General features: G+C 55.6%; 19 protein-coding genes and 1 riboswitch. Of the genes, 10 read left to right on the forward strand and 9 right to left on the reverse strand.

Features of this window, described 5'->3' with window-relative positions:
• Positions 1–490: 490 nt before the first annotated feature.
• Together purH and purD are read left to right on the forward strand one after the other, a co-directional pair.
• Positions 491–2,080: a bifunctional phosphoribosylaminoimidazolecarboxamide formyltransferase/IMP cyclohydrolase gene (gene purH, locus NG99_RS23820; protein ID WP_034898541.1), complete on the forward strand. Its 1,590-nt coding sequence runs from the start codon at positions 491–493 to the stop codon at positions 2,078–2,080.
• 19 nt (positions 2,081–2,099) lie between these two features.
• Positions 2,100–3,380, forward strand: a complete 1,281-nt coding sequence (gene purD, locus NG99_RS23825) for a phosphoribosylamine--glycine ligase (protein WP_034898543.1) — start codon at positions 2,100–2,102, stop codon at positions 3,378–3,380.
• Between the two features lie 153 nt (positions 3,381–3,533).
• Here purD and NG99_RS23830 read toward each other — a convergent pair whose 3' ends face one another.
• From NG99_RS23830 to nudC, 7 genes are all read right to left on the reverse strand, one after another.
• Positions 3,534–4,199 carry a DUF1481 domain-containing protein gene (locus NG99_RS23830; RefSeq protein ID WP_034898546.1) on the reverse strand — a complete coding sequence of 222 codons (666 nt, stop codon included), beginning with the start codon at positions 4,197–4,199 and terminating at the stop codon, positions 3,534–3,536.
• A 130-nt stretch (positions 4,200–4,329) separates the two neighbouring features.
• Positions 4,330–4,602 carry a nucleoid-associated protein HU-alpha gene (gene hupA, locus NG99_RS23835; RefSeq protein WP_002438605.1) on the reverse strand — a complete coding sequence of 91 codons (273 nt, stop codon included), beginning with the start codon at positions 4,600–4,602 and terminating at the stop codon, positions 4,330–4,332.
• A gap of 188 nt (positions 4,603–4,790) precedes the next feature.
• Entirely contained in the window at positions 4,791–5,381 is a 591-nt protein-coding gene (locus NG99_RS23840; RefSeq protein ID WP_034898555.1) for a YjaG family protein, read from the reverse strand.
• 65 nt (positions 5,382–5,446) lie between these two features.
• Complete coding sequence (gene nfi, locus NG99_RS23845) at positions 5,447–6,115, reverse strand: deoxyribonuclease V (protein ID WP_034898556.1); 669 nt, start codon at positions 6,113–6,115, stop codon at positions 5,447–5,449.
• Position 6,116: 1 nt separating this feature from the next.
• Positions 6,117–7,184, reverse strand: a complete 1,068-nt coding sequence (gene hemE / locus NG99_RS23850) for a uroporphyrinogen decarboxylase (RefSeq protein WP_034898558.1) — start codon at positions 7,182–7,184, stop codon at positions 6,117–6,119.
• 186 nt (positions 7,185–7,370) lie between these two features.
• Positions 7,371–7,910 carry a bactofilin family protein gene (locus tag NG99_RS27745; protein ID WP_052130855.1) on the reverse strand — a complete coding sequence of 180 codons (540 nt, stop codon included), beginning with the start codon at positions 7,908–7,910 and terminating at the stop codon, positions 7,371–7,373.
• 477 nt (positions 7,911–8,387) lie between these two features.
• Entirely contained in the window at positions 8,388–9,161 is a 774-nt protein-coding gene (gene nudC / locus NG99_RS23860; protein WP_034898583.1) for an NAD(+) diphosphatase, read from the reverse strand.
• A 77-nt stretch (positions 9,162–9,238) separates the two neighbouring features.
• Between nudC and NG99_RS23865 the strand changes: the two genes are divergently transcribed.
• The 7 genes from NG99_RS23865 (at position 9,239) to thiH (ending at position 15,462) form a co-directional block, all read left to right on the forward strand.
• Positions 9,239–9,745, forward strand: a complete 507-nt coding sequence (locus NG99_RS23865) for an Rsd/AlgQ family anti-sigma factor (protein WP_034898560.1) — start codon at positions 9,239–9,241, stop codon at positions 9,743–9,745.
• A 119-nt stretch (positions 9,746–9,864) separates the two neighbouring features.
• A riboswitch (TPP riboswitch) is annotated at positions 9,865–9,965 on the forward strand.
• A 90-nt stretch (positions 9,966–10,055) separates the two neighbouring features.
• The gene (thiC, locus tag NG99_RS23870) at positions 10,056–11,990 is read left to right on the forward strand and encodes a phosphomethylpyrimidine synthase ThiC (protein WP_034898561.1); all 1,935 of its coding nucleotides are present in this window, start codon (positions 10,056–10,058) and stop codon (positions 11,988–11,990) included.
• Positions 11,987–12,634: a thiamine phosphate synthase gene (thiE, locus tag NG99_RS23875; protein ID WP_034898563.1), complete on the forward strand. Its 648-nt coding sequence runs from the start codon at positions 11,987–11,989 to the stop codon at positions 12,632–12,634. The genes thiC and thiE overlap by 4 nt, the downstream gene beginning before the upstream one ends.
• Positions 12,624–13,388 (forward strand): HesA/MoeB/ThiF family protein, encoded by a 765-nt coding sequence (locus NG99_RS23880; protein WP_034898564.1) that lies wholly within the window; start codon positions 12,624–12,626, stop codon positions 13,386–13,388. The genes thiE and NG99_RS23880 overlap by 11 nt, the downstream gene beginning before the upstream one ends.
• Positions 13,369–13,569: a sulfur carrier protein ThiS gene (gene thiS / locus NG99_RS23885; RefSeq protein WP_034898565.1), complete on the forward strand. Its 201-nt coding sequence runs from the start codon at positions 13,369–13,371 to the stop codon at positions 13,567–13,569. Before NG99_RS23880 ends, thiS begins: the two co-directional genes overlap by 20 nt.
• A 1-nt stretch (position 13,570) precedes the next feature.
• The gene (locus NG99_RS23890; RefSeq protein ID WP_034898566.1) at positions 13,571–14,344 is read left to right on the forward strand and encodes a thiazole synthase; all 774 of its coding nucleotides are present in this window, start codon (positions 13,571–13,573) and stop codon (positions 14,342–14,344) included.
• Positions 14,341–15,462 carry a 2-iminoacetate synthase ThiH gene (thiH, locus tag NG99_RS23895; protein WP_034898567.1) on the forward strand — a complete coding sequence of 374 codons (1,122 nt, stop codon included), beginning with the start codon at positions 14,341–14,343 and terminating at the stop codon, positions 15,460–15,462. Before NG99_RS23890 ends, thiH begins: the two co-directional genes overlap by 4 nt.
• Positions 15,463–15,674: 212 nt before the next feature.
• Here thiH and NG99_RS23900 read toward each other — a convergent pair whose 3' ends face one another.
• Positions 15,675–17,153: an aminotransferase-like domain-containing protein gene (locus NG99_RS23900; protein ID WP_034898568.1), complete on the reverse strand. Its 1,479-nt coding sequence runs from the start codon at positions 17,151–17,153 to the stop codon at positions 15,675–15,677.
• Between the two features lie 171 nt (positions 17,154–17,324).
• On the opposite strand from NG99_RS23900, the gene NG99_RS23905 reads away from it, so the two are divergent.
• Positions 17,325–17,516, forward strand: coding sequence for a DUF1127 domain-containing protein (locus tag NG99_RS23905; RefSeq protein ID WP_034898569.1), 192 nt, complete (start codon positions 17,325–17,327; stop codon positions 17,514–17,516).
• 142 nt (positions 17,517–17,658) lie between these two features.
• Here NG99_RS23905 and rpoC read toward each other — a convergent pair whose 3' ends face one another.
• Entirely contained in the window at positions 17,659–21,879 is a 4,221-nt protein-coding gene (gene rpoC / locus NG99_RS23910; protein WP_034898570.1) for a DNA-directed RNA polymerase subunit beta', read from the reverse strand.
• Positions 21,880–21,935 lie beyond the last annotated feature (56 nt).

Here is a 21,935-nt window from a genome sequence, read left to right on the forward strand (position 1 = left end):
CTGATAAATTGTTAAAGAGCAGTGCGGCAAGGGCCTGAGGCCTTACTGCGAGGTGGCGTATATTACGCTTTCCCCCTTCAGAGTCAACTTCTTTTTAAGAAGATTTCCCCGGCGGTTCAGCCTGCTGAACCTCTCAACCCGGCGGCCGGTAAGCCGTTGTTCCGTGTCGATGGAGGCGCATTATAGGGAGTTCTCACGGGCTGACAAGCCCTAAATTGCGAAAAATAACGCGTTCGCTGTATTCCACAGCAAAAGGGCAGCTTATACGCAGTTATGCACAAACTTATCCACATTCTCTGCCGTCCGATAAATTAGGCAAGCGCCGCGCAAACGTTTTCGCTACAATGCCCCGCAAAATATTTGCCTCTGTTAAGGGCGTTACCTGAGGCCAGATCCATTCTCTTTCTCTGTTACGCAATAAGAGCAGGAAAATGGCTAAGCTTGAGGTAACGATCTTATCTATGCAAACCAAAGCCAAGGGATAAACCTCATGCAACAACCTCGTCCTGTACGCCGTGCGCTGCTTAGCGTTTCTGACAAAGCCGGCATCCTCGAATTCGCTCAGGCGCTATCAAGCCGCGGCGTGGAACTGCTCTCCACCGGCGGCACTGCGCGCCTGCTGGCAGACGCGGGCCTCACCGTCACCGAAGTGTCTGACTACACCGGTTTCCCGGAAATGATGGATGGACGCGTCAAAACCCTGCACCCGAAAGTACATGGCGGCATTTTAGGACGTCGTGGCAAGGATGATGCCATTATGCAGCAGCACGGCATCTCCCCTATCGACATGGTGGTCGTTAACCTTTACCCGTTTGCCCAGACCGTTGCCCGTGAAGGCTGCTCGCTGGAAGATGCGGTTGAGAATATTGATATCGGCGGCCCAACCATGGTGCGCTCAGCGGCGAAGAACCACAAAGACGTGGCTATCGTGGTAAAAAGCAGCGACTACCAGGCGATCATTGCCGAGCTGGATGCCAACGAGAATGCCCTGACGCTGGATACCCGCTTCGATCTGGCGATCAAAGCCTTCGAACATACCGCCGCGTACGACAGCATGATTGCCAACTACTTCGGCAGCCTGGTACCTGCTTACCATGGCAATACCACCGAACCTGCTGGCCGCTTCCCAAGGACGCTGAACCTGAACTTTATTAAGAAGCAGGATATGCGCTACGGCGAGAACAGCCATCAGGACGCCGCCTTCTACATAGAAGAGAACGTTACCGAAGCCTCGGTAGCCACCGCGCAGCAGGTTCAGGGTAAAGCGCTTTCCTATAACAACATCGCTGATACTGATGCGGCGCTGGAATGCGTGAAAGAGTTTACCGAAGTCGCCTGCGTGATCGTCAAACATGCCAACCCTTGCGGCGTTGCCATTGGCGGTTCAATTCTTGAAGCCTACGAGCGGGCTTATAAAACGGACCCCACCTCCGCGTTCGGCGGCATCATTGCCTTTAACCGTGAGCTGGACGAAGCCACGGCTCAGGCGATCGTCAGCCGCCAGTTTGTGGAAGTGATTATCGCGCCGTCAGCAAGCAACGCCGCACTGAAAATTACCGGGACCAAACAGAACGTTCGCGTGCTGACCTGTGGTCAGTGGCAGGCGCGTCAATCCGGACTGGATTTCAAGCGCGTTAACGGCGGCCTGCTGGTCCAGGACCGCGATCTGGGCATGGTGAATGAGAGCCAGCTGCGCGTAGTCAGCAAGCGCCAGCCTACCGCGCAGGAGCTGCGTGACGCGCTATTCTGCTGGAAGGTAGCGAAGTTCGTTAAATCCAACGCCATCGTCTATTCACGCGATAGCATGACCATTGGCATCGGCGCTGGCCAGATGAGCCGCGTGTACTCGGCGAAAATTGCCGGTATTAAAGCCGGTGATGAGGGGCTGGAAGTGAAAGGGTCCGCGATGGCCTCTGACGCCTTCTTCCCATTCCGCGACGGGATTGATGCCGCTGCCGCCGTCGGCGTGAGCTGCGTGATCCAACCGGGTGGCTCTATTCGTGATGAAGAGGTGATTGCCGCTGCCGATGAACACGGCATTGCGATGATCTTCACCGATATGCGCCATTTCCGCCATTAATTACGGAGCAGACTGAATAATGAAAATTTTAGTGATTGGTAACGGCGGACGTGAACACGCGCTGGCCTGGAAAGCGTCGCTGTCGCCGCTGGCAGAAACCGTTTTTGTTGCGCCGGGCAACGCAGGCACCGCGCTTGAGCCTGCTCTACAGAACGTCGCCATCAGCGCGACCGATATTCCTGCGCTGCTGAGCTTTGCGCAGAATGAAAAAATCGATTTGACCATTGTCGGACCGGAAGCGCCGTTAGTTATTGGCGTAGTAGATGCTTTCCGCGACGCAGGTCTGAAGATCTTTGGCCCGACTAAGGCTGCCGCGCAGCTTGAAGGCTCCAAAGCCTTCACCAAGGATTTCCTGGCTCGCCATAAGATCCCTAGCGCTGAGTATCAGAACTTCACGGAAGTCGAGCCTGCGCTGGCCTATACCCGCAGCAAGGGTGCGCCGATTGTCATTAAGGCCGATGGCCTGGCTGCCGGTAAAGGCGTAATCGTTGCGATGACGCTACAGGAAGCGGAAGACGCTATTCAGGACATGCTGGCTGGCAACGCCTTTGGCGATGCAGGACACCGCATCGTAGTGGAAGAGTTCCTGGACGGCGAAGAGGCCAGCTTTATCGTGATGGTAGACGGCGAGAACGTGCTGCCGATGGCGACCAGTCAGGATCATAAACGCGCTGGCGATGCTGACACCGGCCCGAACACTGGTGGCATGGGAGCATACTCTCCGGCACCGGTCGTGACCGATGAGATCCACCAACGCGTGATGGATGAGGTCATTTGGCCCACCGTGCGCGGTATGGCAGCGGAGGGTAACGTCTATACCGGTTTCCTCTACGCCGGTCTGATGATTGACAAGAGCGGCCAGCCGAAGGTAATCGAATTTAACTGCCGCTTTGGCGACCCGGAAACTCAGCCGATCATGATGCGTATGCAGTCGGATCTGGTGGAACTTTGCCTGGCTGCGGTGGATGGCAAGCTGAATACCAAAGATTCCGTCTGGGATCCTCGCCCTTCTCTTGGCGTAGTGCTGGCAGCAGGCGGCTACCCTGGCGATTACCGCACCGGCGACCGGATTTACGGTTTGCCGCTGGAAGAGACGCCGGATGGCAAAGTTTTCCATGCTGGAACGACCATGCAGGACGATCTGGTGGTCACCAACGGCGGCCGTGTACTTTGCGTCACCGCGCTGGGTGAAGACGTAGCGGCCGCGCAAAAACAAGCCTACGAGTTGGCGAAGTCTATTTCCTGGGAAGGCTGCTTCTGCCGTATGGATATCGGCTACCGCGCGATTGGCCGTCAATAAGCGCTAAGAGCGCAAGGCGCCTCGAAGGCGAGAAGCTGAAGAAACAGAAAGGATGGAGCCTGCTCCGTCCTTTTTTATTGCCAGAAAACGCTGCACGCGAGCCTCGACCCGTCCTCTTCACAGGGGAGATGCCCGACAGCCACACGTTTCTGTTTATAAATCATCCGATTTGGGCTCCGTCAGGCACTGATCGTCAGTTGAAACCAGGATCAGCTGCGTGCCCGCAGGTGCCTCCAGCCAGGAAATGCTGACCGGTTTGCCAGACTGGCGCTGATGCTGGGTAATGTAATCGGTGAAGAAGCGGTCAAAGATGGGTTTTTCCTCCCCCCCCTGACAAAGCGTTACCGTACCGGATGGCAACCAGTGCCCCTGTTTAAGCCATACGCGCCCTTTCAGCAGGTCGTCACTGATTTTCAACATGCGCCCGGCATCAAACTGATACAGCGCCACAGCGTCAGGCGTGAGGGCCTCACGTCGCCCTTCCAGTCGACGCTGCATAAAGCTGAGGCTGCCATCCTGATCGAATCGCAGCGTCACCTCTTCCGGCTGTTCGCCTTTGCTGTGCCGCTCAATGGAAACCAGCTTATCCTCCTGCCACTCATAGTCCGTCGTTTCGCTGGTCGTACCGGTGAACGGGGTATAGACCGTAACGAGATGGCTGGAGTGATGAAGATTGTCCTTGCGCCAAATCCTCACCGTGCCGCGATCGGCCAGATAGCCGCTGGCGGTAAAGTCAGGCACGTCGGGGCGCGAGCTGCATCCTGCCAGAATCAGCAGCATCAGGGCAAAGACAGAAAGAGTCAGCGTGTGTCGTATCATGGTGTGAGTATCACACATAGCGAGTGGGTTTGCCGCAGCCAGAGTGGCCAAAGCGAAGAATTTAAGAAACGGAGAGCCTTAACAAAAGGGGCTTATCGCCCCCCTGTTTAAAACCTTCACTGTCACACGCTTACTTAACAGCGTCTTTCAGTGCCTTGCCAGAAACAAATGCCGGTACGTTAGCAGCGGCAATTTTGATTTCTTTGCCAGTCTGCGGGTTACGGCCAGTACGCTCAGCACGGTGGTTAACTTTAAAAGTACCAAAACCAACCAGTTGTACAGCATCACCTTCTTTCAGAGACTCAGTAATCGCAGCCAGGGTGGATTCCAGAGCAGCTTTAGCCTGGGTCTTAGACAGGTCCGCTTTGTCCGCAATTACATCAATCAGTTGAGTCTTGTTCATAAGTTATCCTTACAGTGTATTTATCGCTTGCTAAGCATCAAGTGCGAGGGAAAAACCAGATTCTGGCACTCTCCAGCATACACGCACCGATAGCCACATTTTTCAGCCCCCCAAATGTAGACCAGACAGGGGGCGAATGTGAAGCCTTAAGGCGTTACAAATCAGGTCTGAAGTCACGTTTTATCGTCTTATTGCTGAAAATTTATACCGATATTACTAATTCCTGCTTCGCGGAGGTCGGATCGCAGTCCTTTGATGAGGTCAAGATCCCTTTCCTCGCAAGCACTGAGCAGGCGAAAAATTTCCCACTGAATATCCCATTCTTCTTCAACCGCAGGATTCTCTTTTAGCTCTTCATCCGTCATTTCACGTTCGGCCTGGGTCATTTCCAGCATCGCCACGCTGGTAATCGACGCTTCGCTGACGGCAATAGCGTGCGCCAGCGTTTCGCCACTCAGGCGAGAATGCAGCAGTTCGCTCAGGGCCACACAGGCATCAATCGCCGGATAAACGCCGTACAGATCGTAATCCTCAGCAACCGGAATCGCTTCTTCAAACTTTTCCAACTGGGAATCGAAATTCACTTTGGCATCTTTCACCACCAGCGTTTCCCAGACCAAATCCAGAATACGGCGGTAAATCTGACCGTCACCAAAGCCAGTCTGCTGGCAAAACGCCCAATAGTTGGGATACATGCGTTCACACAGGCAGGCCATAAAAGTAACGTGCTGCCAGCTTTCCAGTTTCTCAAGCCGCAGGTGGATCGGATTACGTAACATGATGGGATCTCTTAAACATAAGTGCGCGACATGCAGTGTAACTGAAAAGGGGCCGCCTCACACCGTTAACCCCGCTGTTGCCAGCGCAGGAAGGCAGGCCGCTGCGATGCGACCGCATCAGCCCAGCGCGTAGGCTCAGGCAGACGATAGCCCTTCAGGCAACTTTCCACCAGGCCGAGCGCGGTTGCATGGCTGATACGATGGCCTGACGAGATAAAAAGAGGGTTGCACCGCGATTTGCTGCGCAATACCCATCCTATCTGCTCGCCTTTATCCCACAGCGGCTGACGGGCGCCGGGCTCATCCGCCAGCGGCTCGAAAGTGCCGCACAGGCGACTTTTAGCCACGCCCAGGGTAGGCACATCCACCAGCAGGCCGAAATGGCTGGCGACACCCAGGCGGCGCGGGTGCGCGATCCCCTGTCCATCGACCATCAGCAGGTCAGGACGCTGCTCAAGCTGCTGCCAGGCCGCCATTAGCGCAGGGTATTCGCGAAAGGAAAGGTAGCCGGGGATATATGGCATCGTGGTGGCGATGCGCGCCACACGATGCTCGATTAGCCGGAGCGAGGGATACTCCAGAATGACCAGCGCGGCGCGGGTGACCTCGCCCCCCTGCTCAAACCCCACATCGGCGCCGCCAATATAGCGGGGAGGCATAACCTCAAAATCATCTTCACGCACCACTTCAGCGGCGCGTGCAAGCTGCTCCTGCTTTAGTGCCTGAATATCCATGCTAGCCCTGATGATAAGGTCGTGACAGCTGGTGAACGGCCTCGACAAAGACGCCAGCGTGTTCCGGCGGCACGTCCTGATGGATGCCATGTCCCAGATTGAAAACGTGACCGGTACCGTTACCGAAGCCGGCAAGAATGGTTGCCACCTCCTGCTCAATGCGGGCTGGCTGGGCGTAGAGCATGGAAGGGTCCATATTCCCCTGCAACGCGACCTTATCGCCCACCCGACGGCGCGCATCGGCAATATCGGTGGTCCAGTCCAGACCCAACGCGTCACAGCCGGTAGCGGCCATCGCTTCGAGCCACTGCCCGCCACCTTTGGTAAACAGAGTGACCGGCACCCGGCGACCGTCGTTTTCACGCAGCAGGCCGTCAACGATTTTGTGCATGTAGTGAAGGGAGAACTCAAGGTAATCCCGCCCCGTCAGCACGCCGCCCCAGGTGTCAAAAATCATCACCGACTGAGCGCCAGCGCGAATTTGCGCATTCAGGTAAAGGGTTACGCTGTCAGCCAGTTTGTCCAGCATCAGGTGCAGGGTCGCTGGCTCGGCATACATCATCTTTTTCAATTTGGTGAAGGCTTTGCTGCTGCCGCCTTCCACCATATAGGTTGCCAGCGTCCACGGACTGCCGGAGAAGCCGATCAGCGGCACCTCGCCGTTCAGGTTCTTGCGGATGGTGCGTACCGCATTCATCACGTAGCCCAACTCCTGCTCAGGGTCGGGAACCGGCAGCTTTTCAACGTCGGCGCGGCAGGTGACGGGGGAGGAGAAACGCGGGCCCTCGCCAGTTTCGAAATAGAGGCCAAGCCCCATCGCGTCAGGAATGGTCAGGATATCCGAGAACAGGATCGCCGCGTCCAGCGCATAGCGCCGCAGCGGTTGCAGCGTGACTTCACAGGCCAGTTCGGCATTTTTGCAAAGCGACATAAAATCGCCGGCTACGGCGCGAGTCGCTTTGTACTCCGGTAAATAACGCCCGGCCTGACGCATCATCCACACCGGCGTGACATCCACAGGCTGGCGCAGCAGGGCGCGCAAATAACGATCGTTTTTCAGTTCACTCATCTTCAAAGACTCTCTAAGCACACAAGCATCTGCGTAGTGTAACATTCATTGGAATTGACGGTTCCTCAGTATCACAAAATTTAGGTTATCGGTGCATCGGAGAGGAGGAAGTGACAGGCATACACTAACCGGACGAAAGATATTAAACCCGGTCAGTGTGATGTAATTTAACGTAATGCACTTATTTTACGCCTTTTCGGCTCGCGCTTTGTCAGTAATTTCTTCAGAACTTATCGAAATCACTTCAGCTATTTCCTGCGTTCTTTTGCGTTTCAGCTGTTCTTGCTCCGCAACGTCTTTCTTTTCTTCAATTACGTGAGATTGTCCAATAAACACCCCACCTTTCTCGATAGAAAATTCTTCGGCGTAAATATCGCCTTCTACCCGGCCACGGGAGAGAATGGTGACGGATTTAGCATAACAGGAACCCTTTACCACCCCATTAACCGTCAGTTTCAGCGAGGATATTTTCCCGTTAACCTTTCCTTCTTTACCGATCTGTACTGTTTTCTTACTGACGATTTCACCTTCAATGTATCCGTTAATGGTGATAGTGGATTCATTGATAATCTGCCCGATCAGACTGCTACCGGCGGAGAGGAGAGTCTCTTTATCTGTGTTCTGGTCATTTGCCTGCTCTGGTACAGCCCGGTTCTCGGTTTGTCGCACCACGCTTGAGACGTCATTGACAGCCTGAAATTTTTCTTTTTTGTTGAAATTAAACATGCCAGCGTTCATCCTGTTAACGAAGGTAGATAAAATGATAACTAAATAGATACAGGTTATGCTCCTCAGGCAGAAAATAAGATATTCGGCATGAGGGAAAGCGTAAGAAGTCAGGAGATAAATCCAGCCCAGCCAAACTCCCCATAAATATCGTTCTTTTTGGTGGTATCGCATTATCTTCCTTGAGCTACTACCTCTTTCACTTAAAAATTCATCTCTTGCAAAAAAGTCATAACAACCTTAATACAATTTACATTACCCCTCTAAGCACAATAATTTATTTCCAGCCATATTTAAACAGGATTAGAGGATGAGGGTCAGTATCCCCCAACGTTATTTAAGAAAATCATCAGAAATTTAAAAAAGAAAAGCAGGGAAGCCGAGGTAATTTCATTAACGCTTTCCCCGACCTTTCCCTGCAAGATTACCGTCAGAACCGAGGTTGGCCGCAGTCACCCTCATAACCTCAGTGACCAGCTACCCGGCTTCTGCGCGGCAGAGTGCTACGGTGTCCTCAATCAAACGGCGGGCAACGGTGCCAGCAGGAGGGAGCAGCGGCAGGGCGTCATAGCGGTACCAACCCGCATCCAGCAGTTCTTTCGGGTCGATCTGGATCTCGCCGCTGTCATAGTCTGCCATAAAGGCCATCATCAGCGACTGGGGGAACGGCCAGGGCTGCGAAGAGACGTAGCGCAGGTTTTTGACTTTAAGCCCGCTCTCCTCCATCACTTCCCGAGCCACCGTTTGCTCCAACGTTTCTCCGACCTCAACAAATCCGGCCAGCACGGTATAAATGCCGTTACGGTGCTTAGTGTGCTGCGCCAGCAGGATCTCTTCATCACGGCGGATCGCCACGATAATGCAGGGGGCAATCTGCGGATAATAGCGCTGGCGGCAGTGGCGACACAGGCAGGCCCATTCCGTTTTGCTGTGATGCATTTCATGTCCACAGTAGCCGCACCATTTGTGCGAACGGAAGAACTCTGCCAGTTGAATACCTCTTCCCGCCAGTTGAAACAGGCCGACGTCCTGGTCGAGGATCTGCCGTAACGATCCCATCTGCTCGCTACGGTTGTCACAAATCAGAAAAACAGGATCGCCCTGCCACTCACCAATTTGTGATCCTTTCGATCCTGTCAGATCAAATTCCTTCGCGCTGCCGAACGGTAATTGACCTTTTGGTAACCAAAGTTTATGTTCATGGCTGACAACCCACCAGCCAACGTCTACGCTTGAAATCTCACGTTGCATAAATTTGCTCATCCTCAGCTAATACAGACTTTCTGAATTCGGGCCAGGCAGTAAAAATAACACTCACGGAGTCACTCATGCTTAACCAGTTAGATGTCCTGACCGCTCGTGTTGGCGGATGTAGCGACCTCGTAGACTTCTGTCTTCGCGCCCGCAGGCAACTGCTAATTACCTATTACCATCTGGTTGGCATCAAGCCTAACAAGGAATCGCTGACTACGCTTGACGAAAACGCGCTGGACAGCTTCTGCCAGGGACTGGTGGATTACCTCTCTACCGGCCATTTCACCATTTATGAACGCTTTATCGAAGAAATGGAAGGCACTGAGCAGTTGGCAAAAGCCGCGCTGATCTATCCTTCTCTTCAGGCCAACACCGAAATGATCATGCAGGTCTACGACACCCACCTCGAAAGAGCACTCGATCACGACAACTATCTTGAATTCCAGAATGCGTTGTCGTCCGTGGGTGAAGCTCTGGAAGCCCGTTTCACGCTGGAAGATGAGTTTATCCAGCTGGCGCTGGAGAAAAACGCCGATACCCCTCGCGCGGCCAATGAGGGGGCACTGGCTCGCCCGGCATAAGCGTTAGCAGATTGTAAAACCCTTGTGGTTTTAAAAAAGCCCCTTTATGCTCAAGGGGAACATGTGGTGAGGCAACAGGCTAACCACCCCGTTTTGCAGGCCGTCTACGTCCAGCAAAATTCTTCTTGTCGGAGTGCCCTTAGGGGCTGAGACCGTTTATTCGGGATCCGCGGAACCTGATCAGGTTAGTACCTGCGAAGGGAACAAGAGTAAACATTTAGTGACGGTGTGGATCCGTATTTTTTCACACCCGGCGCTTACTCCTCCGAACTCCAGACAAGCAAATTCCCTATTTATTCAGGAACGAGCTATGTCTACCAGTCAAAAAAAACCAACCCGCCGCGAGCAGCGTGCCGAAGCTCAGCAGTTTATCGACTCTTTGCAGGGAACCGCGTTCCCTAATTCCAGACGCATCTGGCTGCACGGCTCCCGCGAGGATATTCGCGTGCCGATGCGCGAAATCCAGCTCAGTCCGACCATGACCGGCGGCAGCAAAGAACACCCACAGTTTGAAGACAATGAACCAGTGCCGGTGTATGACACCGCCGGGCCTTATGGCGACCCTGACGCCAAAATTGATGTGCACAGCGGGCTGAACCGGCTGCGCGAAGGCTGGATTGCCGAACGTGGCGACACGCAGCACATCGAGCGGCTCAGCTCTGCTTACAGCCAGCAGCGGCTGGCCGATGAAGGGCTGGATCATCTGCGCTTCGATCGCCTTCCACGCCCGCGTAAAGCGCTCGCCGGTCGCTGCGTAACCCAGTTGCACTATGCCCGTCTTGGGGTTATTACGCCGGAGATGGAGTTTATCGCCCTGCGCGAGAATATGGGGCGCGAACGAATCCGTGGCGAGGTGCTGCTCCAGCAGCATCCCGGAAACGGCTTCGGCGCCAGTCTGCCTGAGAACATTACGCCAGAGTTTGTACGTCAGGAAGTGGCTGCCGGACGCGCCATTATCCCCGCTAATATTAACCACCCTGAATCCGAACCGATGATCGTTGGCCGTAACTTTCTGGTGAAGATCAATGCCAATATCGGCAACTCGGCCGTCAGCTCGTCGATTGAAGAGGAAGTAGAAAAGCTGGTGTGGTCGGCACGCTGGGGGGCCGATACGGTGATGGATCTCTCCACCGGGCGAAATATTCATGAGACCCGCGAGTGGATCCTGCGTAACAGCCCGGTTCCCATTGGCACGGTGCCCATCTATCAGGCGTTGGAAAAAGTGAATGGCGTGGCGGAAGATCTGAACTGGGAAATCTTCCGCGATACGCTGCTGGAACAGGCTGAACAGGGCGTGGACTATTTCACCATCCACGCCGGGGTGCTGCTGCGCTATGTGCCGATGACGGCAAAGCGCCTGACCGGCATCGTCTCGCGCGGAGGCTCCATCATGGCGAAGTGGTGCCTGTCGCACCATAAAGAGAGCTTCCTCTATCAGCACTTTCGCGAAATCTGCGAGCTGTGCGCCGCCTATGATGTTTCTCTTTCGCTGGGCGACGGCCTTCGCCCTGGCTCAATTCAGGATGCTAACGACGAGGCGCAGTTTGCCGAACTGCGCACCCTCGGCGAGCTGACTAAAATCGCCTGGGAGTACGATGTGCAGGTGATGATTGAAGGTCCGGGCCACGTCCCGATGCAGATGATCCGTCGCAATATGACCGAACAGCTTGAACACTGCCATGAAGCCCCGTTCTATACGCTTGGTCCACTGACCACGGATATTGCGCCGGGCTACGACCATTTTACCTCAGGCATCGGAGCCGCAATGATCGGCTGGTTTGGCTGCGCCATGCTCTGCTACGTCACGCCGAAAGAGCACCTTGGCTTGCCCAACAAAGAAGACGTCAAGCAGGGCCTCATCACTTATAAGATTGCCGCTCACGCTGCCGATCTGGCAAAAGGGCATCCCGGCGCGCAGATTCGGGATAACGCGATGTCAAAAGCGCGTTTTGAATTCCGCTGGGAAGATCAGTTCAATCTGGCGCTCGATCCGCACACCGCCAGGGCTTATCACGATGAGACGCTGCCGCAGGAATCCGGCAAGGTCGCCCATTTCTGCTCGATGTGCGGTCCCAAATTCTGCTCAATGAAAATTACCCAGGAAGTGCGGGAGTACGCCGCCAGGCAGGAGGCAGAAGCGCAGCCGATTGAGGTAGGGATGGCAGAAATGTCAGCAGCCTTCCGCACCCGAGGGGGAGAGCTTTATCATCCGGCAGACTCGCTGACGCAGGAGGAAAAAGTATGAGCCGTTCACCTTTTCCCAGCGTTCCCGCCAGGCTTGGCCTCTACCCGGTGGTGGAAACGGTGGCATGGATTGAGCGCCTGCTGGAGGCTGGCGTGCGCACTCTTCAGCTGCGCATCAAGGATCTTGCCGAAGATGCGGTAGAACAGGATATCGCCGCCGCGGTGGCGTTGGGCAAACGCTACCAGGCGCGCCTGTTTATTAACGACTACTGGCGCTTAGCCATCAGGTATCAGGCCTATGGCGTGCACCTGGGGCAGGAAGATCTGGACGTAGCCGATCTGGACGCCATCCACCGGGCCGGACTGCGGCTGGGTCTCTCAACCCATGATGATGCCGAGCTGGATCGCGCGCTGGCTGAACAGCCTTCCTACATTGCGCTGGGGCACATCTTCCCTACTCAAACGAAAGCCATGCCCTCTTTACCTCAGGGGCTGGAGGAGCTGCAACGCCATGTCCATCGGCTCAAAGGCATTTCTACGGTGGCGATTGGCGGCATCAGCCTGGCGCGCGCCCCGCAGGTGCTGGCAACGGGCGTAGGCAGTATTGCCGTGGTCAGTGCGATTACTCAGGCCGAAGACTGGCGGGAAGCTACCGCCAGGCTGCTTGAGCTGGCAGGGACAGGAGACGAACCCCATGCTCAGTGACAGCGATTTTATGCGCTATAGCCGTCAGCTGCTGCTGGAAGAGTTCGGCCTGGATGCCCAGCAGAAACTTCAGGCCGCCAGCGTGCTGGTTGTCGGCCTGGGCGGCCTGGGATCGCCCGCCGCACTTTACCTGGCCGCGGCGGGCGTTGGCAAGCTGGTGCTGGCCGATGACGACAGCGTGCACATCAGCAATCTTCAGCGCCAGATCCTATACCGCACCGGTGAAACCGGGCTGTCCAAGGTCTCGCAGGCCCAAAAGCACCTTCAGGCGCTCAACCCACAGGTGGAATTCATCGCCCTGGATCGCCGGATGACGACCGCCACGCTCCAGGAGACGGTGCAGTCGGTCGATTTGGTGCTGGACTGTAGCGATAACATGATCACCAGGCACGCGATTAATGCTGCCTGCGTGCGTCACGCTACGCCGCTTGTCAGCGCCAGCGCCGTCGGTTTTGGCGGGCAGCTACTGGTGCTGACGCCCCCCTTCACCCACGGCTGCTATCGTTGTCTGTGGCCGGATGAAAGCGAACCTCAGCGCAACTGCCGAACTGCTGGCGTGCTGGGGCCTGTAGTTGGCGTGATGGGCACGTTGCAGGCGCTGGAAGCCTTAAAAATGCTGGCGGGTCAGCTTTCCAGCCTCGATGGCAAGCTCAGGCTTTTTGACGGCCGCCAGCAGACCTGGCGGACGCTTACGCTGGAGCGCAGTCAGGCATGCCCGGTATGCGGGGGTAACCATGCAAATAGTGGTGAATGATGACCCGCTGACGCTGACAGGCTCGCCAACGCTGTCCGATCTGCTGGAGCAGCTTTCCTGCCACCAGCCCGGCACCGCGCTGGCCGTTAATCAGCACATTATTCCCCGTGACCGCTGGTCCTCTCATACTTTACAGGAAGGCGATGAGCTGGTGATTTTCCAGGCCATCGCCGGAGGCTGATATGCTACAGATAGCTGATAAAACGTTTTCTTCCCGTCTGTTTACCGGTACAGGGAAATTTTCCAGCCCGGGGATAATGCTTGATGCCCTGAAAGCGTCGGGCAGCCAGCTGGTTACGCTGGCGATGAAGCGGGTGGATTTACGCGGCGGAGACGACGGTATTCTGCGCCCTCTCCAGGCGCTGGGCGTGCAGCTGCTGCCCAACACCTCCGGCGCCAAAACCGCTGAGGAGGCGATTTTCGCTGCGCGACTGGCGCGGGAGGCGTTAGGAACCCGCTGGCTGAAACTGGAGATCCATCCCGACGTCCGTTACCTGCTTCCCGATGCGATTGAAACGCTGAAAGCAGCCGAGGCGTTGGTACGTGAAGGGTTTATTGTGCTGCCTTATTGTCACGCCGATCCGGTGCTTTGCAAACGCCTCGAAGAGGTAGGCTGCGCCGCAGTGATGCCGCTAGGCGCGCCGATTGGCAGCAATCAGGGGCTTAAAACTCGCGATTTACTGGCGATCATTATCGAACAGGCTGGCGTACCGGTGGTGATTGACGCAGGCATTGGCGCGCCAAGCCATGCCAGCGAAGCGCTGGAGTTAGGAGCCGATGCCGTGCTGGTCAATACGGCCATGGCCTCTGCCCAGCATCCGGTAAACATGGCCAGAGCGTTTAAATTAGCCGTTGAGGCAGGTGCGCTGGCATATCGCAGCGGATTAGGCCGCCGCCATCAGCTGGCTGAGGCCACCAGCCCGTTAACCCAGTTTCTACAGGCGGGTGAGGCATGAAAAAAAGCTTTGTTTCACAGTGGCAACGGCTGGAGTGGGATGATATCCGTATGCGCATCCACGGCAAAACGGCTGCGGATGTTGAAAAGGCTCTCAGCGCGGCTAAAGTTGGGCGGGAAGAACTGATGGCCCTGCTCTCACCCGCCGCGCAGGCTTACCTTGAACCACTGGCGCAAAAGGCTCAGCAGTTGACGCGCCAGCGATTTGGTCACGCGGTGAATCTGTTTGTCCCGCTCTATTTATCGAATCTGTGCGCCAACGACTGCACGTACTGCGGCTTCTCGATGAGTAACCGCATCAGGCGGAAAACGCTGGATGCCGGAGAAATAGCGCGCGAATGCGAAGCCATCCGCGCAATGGGCTTCGATAACCTGTTGCTGGTCACGGGAGAGCATCAGGCGAAAGTTGGCATGGCGTATTTTCGCGAGCATCTTCCCGCCATTCGCCAGCAGTTCAGCTCGCTAATGATGGAAGTACAGCCGATGAGCGAAGCGGAATACAGCGAGCTGCGGACGCTGGGGCTGGATGGTGTGCTGGTCTATCAGGAAACCTATCATCCTGCGGTCTACGGTCAGCACCATCTGAAGGGAAATAAACAGGACTTTTTCTTCCGTCTGGAAACGCCGGACAGGCTGGGACGGGCGGGTGTCGATAAGATCGGTTTGGGAACGCTGATTGGCCTGTCTGACAGCTGGCGAACCGATTGCTATATGATGGCGGAGCACCTGCTCTGGCTGCAAAAAACCTGGTGGCAGAGCCGCTATTCGGTGGCTTTTCCCCGGCTACGCCCCTGTGCTGGCGGCATTCAGCCCGCCTCGATTATGAGTGAGGCTCAGTTGGTGCAGGTCATTTGCGCATTCAGGCTGTTTGCGCCTGAAGTCGAGCAGTCACTTTCCACGCGGGAGTCTCCGCAGTTCCGGGATAACGTGGTGCCGCTGGCGATCAACACGGTCAGCGCTTTTTCTAAAACGCAGCCCGGCGGCTACGCCGAAGGGAAAACCGAGCTGGAACAGTTTTCCCCACACGATAACCGCCGCCCTCAGCAGGTAGCCGAAGCCTTAATCCGCTCTGGCTTGCAGCCGGTGTGGAAAGACTGGGATCGTTATCTGGGCCGATAGCCGCTGGCTAAAATGATTCACCGAAGATCCCGCGACTCTTTGGCGGAGCGGTTAATATCCGCGAGGTCGCCCGCCGTTTTTTACTCCTGTCTGAAACGGGTAAAAAAGTCGCTGGAGCGGTCACGCAAGGTTCAAGTCTTTCACTGGCATCGCTTATTCAGCCAGCTATAGTACCAGCGTTAACCAGACAATACGGTTAACCAGGGTCAGACTCACTCTCTCTCACTGACCCTGCCTTCCTGCTCATGGGAAGGTCCGGCATGGACAGACAGACCACAGCGTTCCATCGCCCGCTCCACTGCCGCCCCCAGGATCTCCAACGCTTTCCCCGTTCTCTCGGTGAAGGGCTGGGCGTAGCTGAGGCGCAGGCAGTTGCGGTATTTACCTGAGGCAGAGAAGAGCGATCCGACGGCTATTTGCAGTTTTGCCTCCTGAAGCGCCTTATTGAGTTTCACGGCGTCAAACGCCTCTGGCAGTTCGATCCACATCAAAAAACCGCCCTGAGGCCGGGTGACGCAAATGCCACAGGGGAAGAAGTGCCGGACCCAATGGGTAAAAATCTCCAGATTTCGCTGGTAGTATTGACGCATCCGGCGCAGGTGGGCCGGGTAATGCCCCTGGCGCACAAACTCGGCGGCGGCCATCTGGGTTTGCGTGGCCGTCGATCCGGTGACGATATATTTCATATGCAGCACGCGATCTAAATAGCGACCGGGCACGACCCATCCCACCCGCAGCCCTGGCGCTACCGTTTTAGAAAACGAACTGCACAGCAGTACGCGGCCGTCATCGTCGAAAGACTTGATGGTTACCGGCCGGGGATACTCATAAGCCAGCTCGCCGTAAACATCGTCCTCAACGATGGCGACATCAAACCGTTGCGCCAGCGCCAGCAGCGCGCGCTTACGAGATTCAGGCATGATAAATCCCAGTGGGTTGTTGCAGTTTGGCACCACTACCACGGCCTTTATGGGCCACTGCTCAAGCGCCAGTTCCAGCGCCTCAAGGCTGATGCCGGTTCCCGAGTCGGTGGGGATCTCAATAGCCTTGATGCCAAAGCCGCGCAGGGATTGCATCGTGCCGTGAAAGGTCGGAGATTCCACCGCCACAATATCGCCCGGCTGGCAGATCGCGCGGATCGAGACCGACAGCGCCTCATGGCATCCGGTGGTGATCACAATGTCATCCGGCGTCAGGTGGCACCCGCCATCTATTGCCAGGCGGGCAATCTGTTCACGCAGCTCCGGAACGCCATAAATATTGTCGTAGTTGAGCATCCGTACATCCTGCTGTTGCCCCAGGCGGCTCATGATTTTCCACAGCGGCTTCAACGTTGGCTGATTTAAGTCGGGCATCCCGCTGCCGAGCTGAAGAATATCTTTCTCCTGCCGGGCGTTAAGTAGCTCAAGCACGGCATCCCACTGCGTGATTTCCACCGGACGCTGCGCCGGTCGGGTGAGCGCAGGTACTGGCGGCTCAGCCTTGCGCGGCGTAACGAAATAGCCAGAGCGAGGCTGCGGCGCGATCAGCTGCCTTTCTTCAAGCAGATGGTAAGCCTGCTGCACAGTACTGATGCTCACGCCGTGCTCCGTGCTGAGGATCCTGACCGAAGGCAGACGTTCCCCGCTTTGGTAAAGCCCCTGCTCAATACGTTCGGCCAGTAACCCGGCCAGGCGTTGATATCGCGTCATCGTATCCTCCCCTCTCTTCATTTCCAGCAGAAACCAGTACAGATTACGTTGAATTTCACCATTCAGAGCTACTATCTCGCAATCTGTATGTTAAATAAAGTTGATTTTTGCATCTGTATTGTAATGTGCATTGTGCGCAAAATAGCCTCATACCCCACTGAGGAGAGCATCATGGAATTCAACGAAAACCGGGCAGCGCGGCCATTCGCTGCATCACCGTTTTACCTGATGTTTAAACTGCCTTACCGACTGTGGAAAGCCTGGCGACTCCGTTCGCAAACCCGCAAAATTCTGCAAGGGCTGAGCTCAACGCAGCTGAAAGACATAGGGCTGACCTGTGAGGATGTCAGACGTTACAGATGATGTGGTGTTGGGCGTGGAAGTGACACTGCCCGCTTTTTGGGTGGCCGGAGCAATCCAGCCACCCTTTTTTTGTCGCCGTAAATGACAGGCATAAAAAAACCGCTCCGAAGAGCGGTTTTTAGCGTCAGCAGGTCAGAGACGATTAATCGTCTTTGCCGCCCAGACCAGCGTTCAGCAGTTCTGCCAGGCTGGCAGACGCTTCGTCCGCCGTCACCTGTGGAACAACTGGCGCTTCGCCTGCGGCTCTGCGGCGCATACGATCCTGGTGATAAGCGTAACCGGTACCGGCTGGGATCAGACGGCCCACGATGACGTTCTCTTTCAGGCCGCGCAGTTCGTCGCGTTTGCCCGCAACGGCTGCTTCGGTCAGTACGCGCGTTGTTTCCTGGAACGAAGCGGCAGAGATGAACGACTCGGTCGCCAGCGATGCTTTGGTGATACCCAGCAGATCGCGCACGTAGGTCGCTGCGATTTTGCCGTTGGCTTCCAGCTCACGATTCGAAATTTTAATACGTGAGAATTCAACCTGCTCACCGTCCAGGAATTCGGAGCTACCTGAACTTGCAATGGTTGCTTTACGCAACATCTGACGAACGATGACTTCGATGTGCTTATCGTTAATCTTAACGCCCTGCAGACGGTAAACTTCCTGCACTTCGTTAGTGATGTAACGGGTCACCGCATGAACGCCACGCAGACGCAGAATGTCATGTGGAGACTCAGGGCCATCGGAAACCACGTCACCACGCTCAACACGCTCACCTTCGAACACGTTCAGCTGACGCCATTTCGGAATCATCTCTTCGTAATGATCGCTGCCATCAATCGGGGTGATCACCAGACGACGTTTCCCTTTGGTTTCTTTACCGAAGGAAATGATGCCGCTGATTTCAGCCAGAATGGCCGGCTCTTTCGGACGACGGGCTTCGAACAGGTCAGCAACGCGTGGCAGACCACCGGTGATGTCCTTGGTACCGCCAGATTCCTGCGGCACACGCGCCAGGGTATCACCAGAACTGATCTTGATACCGTCTTCCAGCTGGACGATTGCTTTACCAGGCAGGAAGTACTGAGCAGGCATATCGGAGCCTGGGATCATCACATCGTTGCCGTTGGCATCAACAATTTTCAGCGCTGGACGCAGATCTTTACCGCCGGAAGTACGTTCAGCACTGTCCAGGATCACCAGAGAGGAAAGACCGGTAAGGTCATCCGTCTGACGGGTAATGGTCTGGCCGTCGATCATATCAGTGAAGCGAATGAAGCCGCTCACTTCGGTAATGACCGGCATGGTATGCGGGTCCCAGTTTGCTACGGTTTCGCCCGCTGCAACCTGCTCGCCGTCGCCTTTCGCCATGGTTGAACCGTAAGGAACTTTATAGCTCTCTTTGGTACGACCAAATTCGTCGATCATTTTCAGTTCAACGTTACGCGAGGTGATCACCAGCTTGCCAGCGGAGTTGGTTACCGACTTGGCATTGATCAGCTTCAGCGTCCCTTTGTTTTTCACCTGGATGCTGGATTCGGCAGCCGCACGAGATGCCGCACCACCGATGTGGAACGTACGCATCGTCAGCTGAGTACCCGGCTCACCGATGGACTGTGCTGCAATAACGCCGATGGCCTCACCTTTGTTGATGATGTGACCACGCGCCAGATCGCGTCCATAACAGTGGGCGCACACGCCGAAGTCGGTTTCACAACCTACAACGGAGCGAACTTTCAGGCTGTCAACGGAATGCTCTTCCAACAGATCACACTGCTGTTCGTGCAGCAGGGTGTTGCGCGGCAGCAGAATGTCGGCAGTGCCCGGCTTCAGCACGTCTTCTGCGGTCACACGACCCAGAACGCGCTCGCGCAGCGGCTCTTTAACATCGCCACCCTCGATAACCGGGGTCATCATGATACCTTCGTGGGTACCACAGTCGTCCTCGGTCACCACCAGATCCTGCGCCACGTCGACCAGACGACGAGTCAGGTAACCGGAGTTCGCGGTTTTCAGAGCGGTATCCGCAAGGCCTTTACGCGCGCCGTGAGTCGAGATGAAGTACTGGAGTACGTTCAGACCTTCACGGAAGTTCGCGGTAATTGGCGTCTCGATGATTGATCCATCTGGCTTAGCCATCAGACCACGCATACCGGCCAGCTGACGAATCTGTGCAGCCGAACCACGAGCACCGGAGTCAGCCATCATAAAGATGCTGTTGAAGGAAACCTGACGCTCTTCTTCACCGTCGCGGTTGATAACCACTTCGGTAGAAAGGTTTTCCATCATCGCTTTAGCAACGCGTTCGTTGGCCGCAGCCCAGATATCGATCACTTTGTTGTAGCGTTCGCCAGCGGTAACCAGACCAGACTGGAACTGCTCCTGAATCTCAGCCACTTCCGCTTCTGCTTCGGTGATGATTTCCACTTTCTTAGCCGGGATAACCATATCGTCGATACCTACAGACGCACCAGAGCGCGCTGCGTAGGCAAAACCGGTGTACATGGTCTGGTCTGCAAAGATAACGGTTGGCTTCAAGCCCAGGATGCGGTAACAGGTGTTCAGCATCCTGGAGATAGCTTTCTTGCCCAGCGCCTGGTTGACGATAGAGTACGGCAGACCTTTAGGCACGATCATCCACAGGATGGCGCGACCAATGGTGGTGTCGATGAGGCTGGTTTTAGCAACCCACTCATCCTGCTCGTTCTTCTCGTGCTCGGTGATACGCACTTTCACGCGAGCGTGCAGAGAGGCCAGACCGGCGCGGTAAATACGCTCCGCTTCTTTAGGGCCAGTCAGCACCATGCCTTCGCCTTTGGCGTTAACACAGTCGCGGGTCATGTAATACAGACCCAGTACAACGTCCTGAGAAGGAACGATGATTGGCTCACCGTTAGCAGGCGACAGGATGTTGTTGGTAGACATCATCAGCGCACGCGCTTCCAGCTGGGCTTCCAGCGTCAGCGGGACGTGAACAGCCATCTGGTCACCATCGAAGTCGGCGTTATAGGCCGCACAGACCAGCGGGTGCAGCTGGATAGCTTTACCTTCGATCAGCACTGGCTCAAACGCCTGGATGCCCAGACGGTGCAGCGTTGGCGCGCGGTTCAGCAGTACCGGGTGTTCGCGGATCACTTCGTCCAGGATATCCCAAACGACAGCTTCTTCACGCTCAACCATTTTCTTGGCAGCTTTGATGGTGGTAGCAAGACCACGCAGTTCCAGCTTGCCGTAGATGAACGGTTTGAACAGCTCCAGCGCCATTTTTTTCGGCAGACCACACTGGTGCAGACGCAGGTATGGACCCACGGTGATAACGGAACGACCGGAGTAGTCGACGCGTTTACCCAGCAAGTTCTGACGGAAACGACCCTGCTTACCTTTGATCATATCGGCCAAAGATTTCAGAGGACGCTTGTTCGAGCCGGTGATGGCACGACCGCGACGGCCGTTATCCAGCAGCGCATCGACCGCTTCCTGCAGCATACGCTTTTCGTTACGTACGATGATATCTGGCGCAGCCAGATCCAGCAGGCGCTTCAGACGGTTGTTACGGTTGATCACGCGACGGTACAGATCGTTCAGATCCGACGTAGCGAAACGACCGCCGTCCAGCGGCACCAGCGGACGCAGATCCGGTGGCAGTACAGGCAGCACGGTCAGGATCATCCACTCAGGCTTGTTGCCTGACTGAACGAACGCTTCCAGCAGCTTGATACGCTTGGTCAGTTTTTTGCGCTTGGTTTCAGAGTTAGTTTCGTTCAGCTCTTCACGCAGCTGCTCGCACTCCTGCTCCAAATCCATGTTTTTCAACAGGGCCTGGATAGCTTCCGCACCCATTTTCGCGTCGAACTCGTCACCAAATTCTTCCAGCGCGTCCAGATACTGCTCTTCGGTCAGGATCTGACGACGCTCAAGGTTGGTCATGCCGCCTTCAACAACGACATAAGATTCGAAATACAGCACGCGCTCAATGTCACGCAGCGGCATATCCAGCAGCAAACCGATGCGGGATGGCAGCGATTTCAGGAACCAGATGTGCGCAGTAGGCGAAGCCAGCTCAATGTGGCCCATGCGCTCACGGCGAACTTTAGTCTGCGTGACTTCAACGCCACACTTCTCACAGATCACGCCGCGGTGCTTCAGACGCTTGTACTTACCGCACAAGCACTCATAGTCCTTCACTGGCCCGAAGATTCGCGCACAGAAAAGCCCGTCACGTTCTGGTTTGAACGTACGGTAGTTAATGGTTTCTGGCTTTTTAACTTCACCAAAAGACCAGGAACGGATCATGTCTGGCGAAGCCAGAGCAATTTTGATCGCATCAAACTCTTCGGTCTTAGTTTGCGCTTTCAGAAACTTAAGTAAGTCTTTCACGGATTAGCTCCCGTCGGAGTGAGACTTCTCAGCACGCCCAGACGGGCGTGCTGTAA

The sequence above is a fragment of the Erwinia typographi genome (assembly GCF_000773975.1).
GTDB classification, from domain to species: domain Bacteria; phylum Pseudomonadota; class Gammaproteobacteria; order Enterobacterales; family Enterobacteriaceae; genus Erwinia; species Erwinia typographi.

What these genes read in the sequence shown, in the direction of transcription:
- purH (WP_034898541.1), top strand. Translation starts at nt 491, where the DNA reads ATGCAACAACCTCGTCCTGTACGCCGTGCGCTGCTTAGCGTTTCTGAC.
- purD (WP_034898543.1), top strand. Translation starts at nt 2,100, where the DNA reads ATGAAAATTTTAGTGATTGGTAACGGCGGACGTGAACACGCGCTGGCC.
- NG99_RS23830 (WP_034898546.1), bottom strand. Translation starts at nt 4,199, where the DNA reads ATGATACGACACACGCTGACTCTTTCTGTCTTTGCCCTGATGCTGCTG.
- hupA (WP_002438605.1), bottom strand. Translation starts at nt 4,602, where the DNA reads ATGAACAAGACTCAACTGATTGATGTAATTGCGGACAAAGCGGACCTG.
- NG99_RS23840 (WP_034898555.1), bottom strand. Translation starts at nt 5,381, where the DNA reads ATGTTACGTAATCCGATCCACCTGCGGCTTGAGAAACTGGAAAGCTGG.
- nfi (WP_034898556.1), bottom strand. Translation starts at nt 6,115, where the DNA reads ATGGATATTCAGGCACTAAAGCAGGAGCAGCTTGCACGCGCCGCTGAA.
- hemE (WP_034898558.1), bottom strand. Translation starts at nt 7,184, where the DNA reads ATGAGTGAACTGAAAAACGATCGTTATTTGCGCGCCCTGCTGCGCCAG.
- NG99_RS27745 (WP_052130855.1), bottom strand. Translation starts at nt 7,910, where the DNA reads ATGTTTAATTTCAACAAAAAAGAAAAATTTCAGGCTGTCAATGACGTC.
- nudC (WP_034898583.1), bottom strand. Translation starts at nt 9,161, where the DNA reads ATGCAACGTGAGATTTCAAGCGTAGACGTTGGCTGGTGGGTTGTCAGC.
- NG99_RS23865 (WP_034898560.1), top strand. Translation starts at nt 9,239, where the DNA reads ATGCTTAACCAGTTAGATGTCCTGACCGCTCGTGTTGGCGGATGTAGC.
- thiC (WP_034898561.1), top strand. Translation starts at nt 10,056, where the DNA reads ATGTCTACCAGTCAAAAAAAACCAACCCGCCGCGAGCAGCGTGCCGAA.
- thiE (WP_034898563.1), top strand. Translation starts at nt 11,987, where the DNA reads ATGAGCCGTTCACCTTTTCCCAGCGTTCCCGCCAGGCTTGGCCTCTAC.
- NG99_RS23880 (WP_034898564.1), top strand. Translation starts at nt 12,624, where the DNA reads ATGCTCAGTGACAGCGATTTTATGCGCTATAGCCGTCAGCTGCTGCTG.
- thiS (WP_034898565.1), top strand. Translation starts at nt 13,369, where the DNA reads ATGCAAATAGTGGTGAATGATGACCCGCTGACGCTGACAGGCTCGCCA.
- NG99_RS23890 (WP_034898566.1), top strand. Translation starts at nt 13,571, where the DNA reads ATGCTACAGATAGCTGATAAAACGTTTTCTTCCCGTCTGTTTACCGGT.
- thiH (WP_034898567.1), top strand. Translation starts at nt 14,341, where the DNA reads ATGAAAAAAAGCTTTGTTTCACAGTGGCAACGGCTGGAGTGGGATGAT.
- NG99_RS23900 (WP_034898568.1), bottom strand. Translation starts at nt 17,153, where the DNA reads ATGACGCGATATCAACGCCTGGCCGGGTTACTGGCCGAACGTATTGAG.
- NG99_RS23905 (WP_034898569.1), top strand. Translation starts at nt 17,325, where the DNA reads ATGGAATTCAACGAAAACCGGGCAGCGCGGCCATTCGCTGCATCACCG.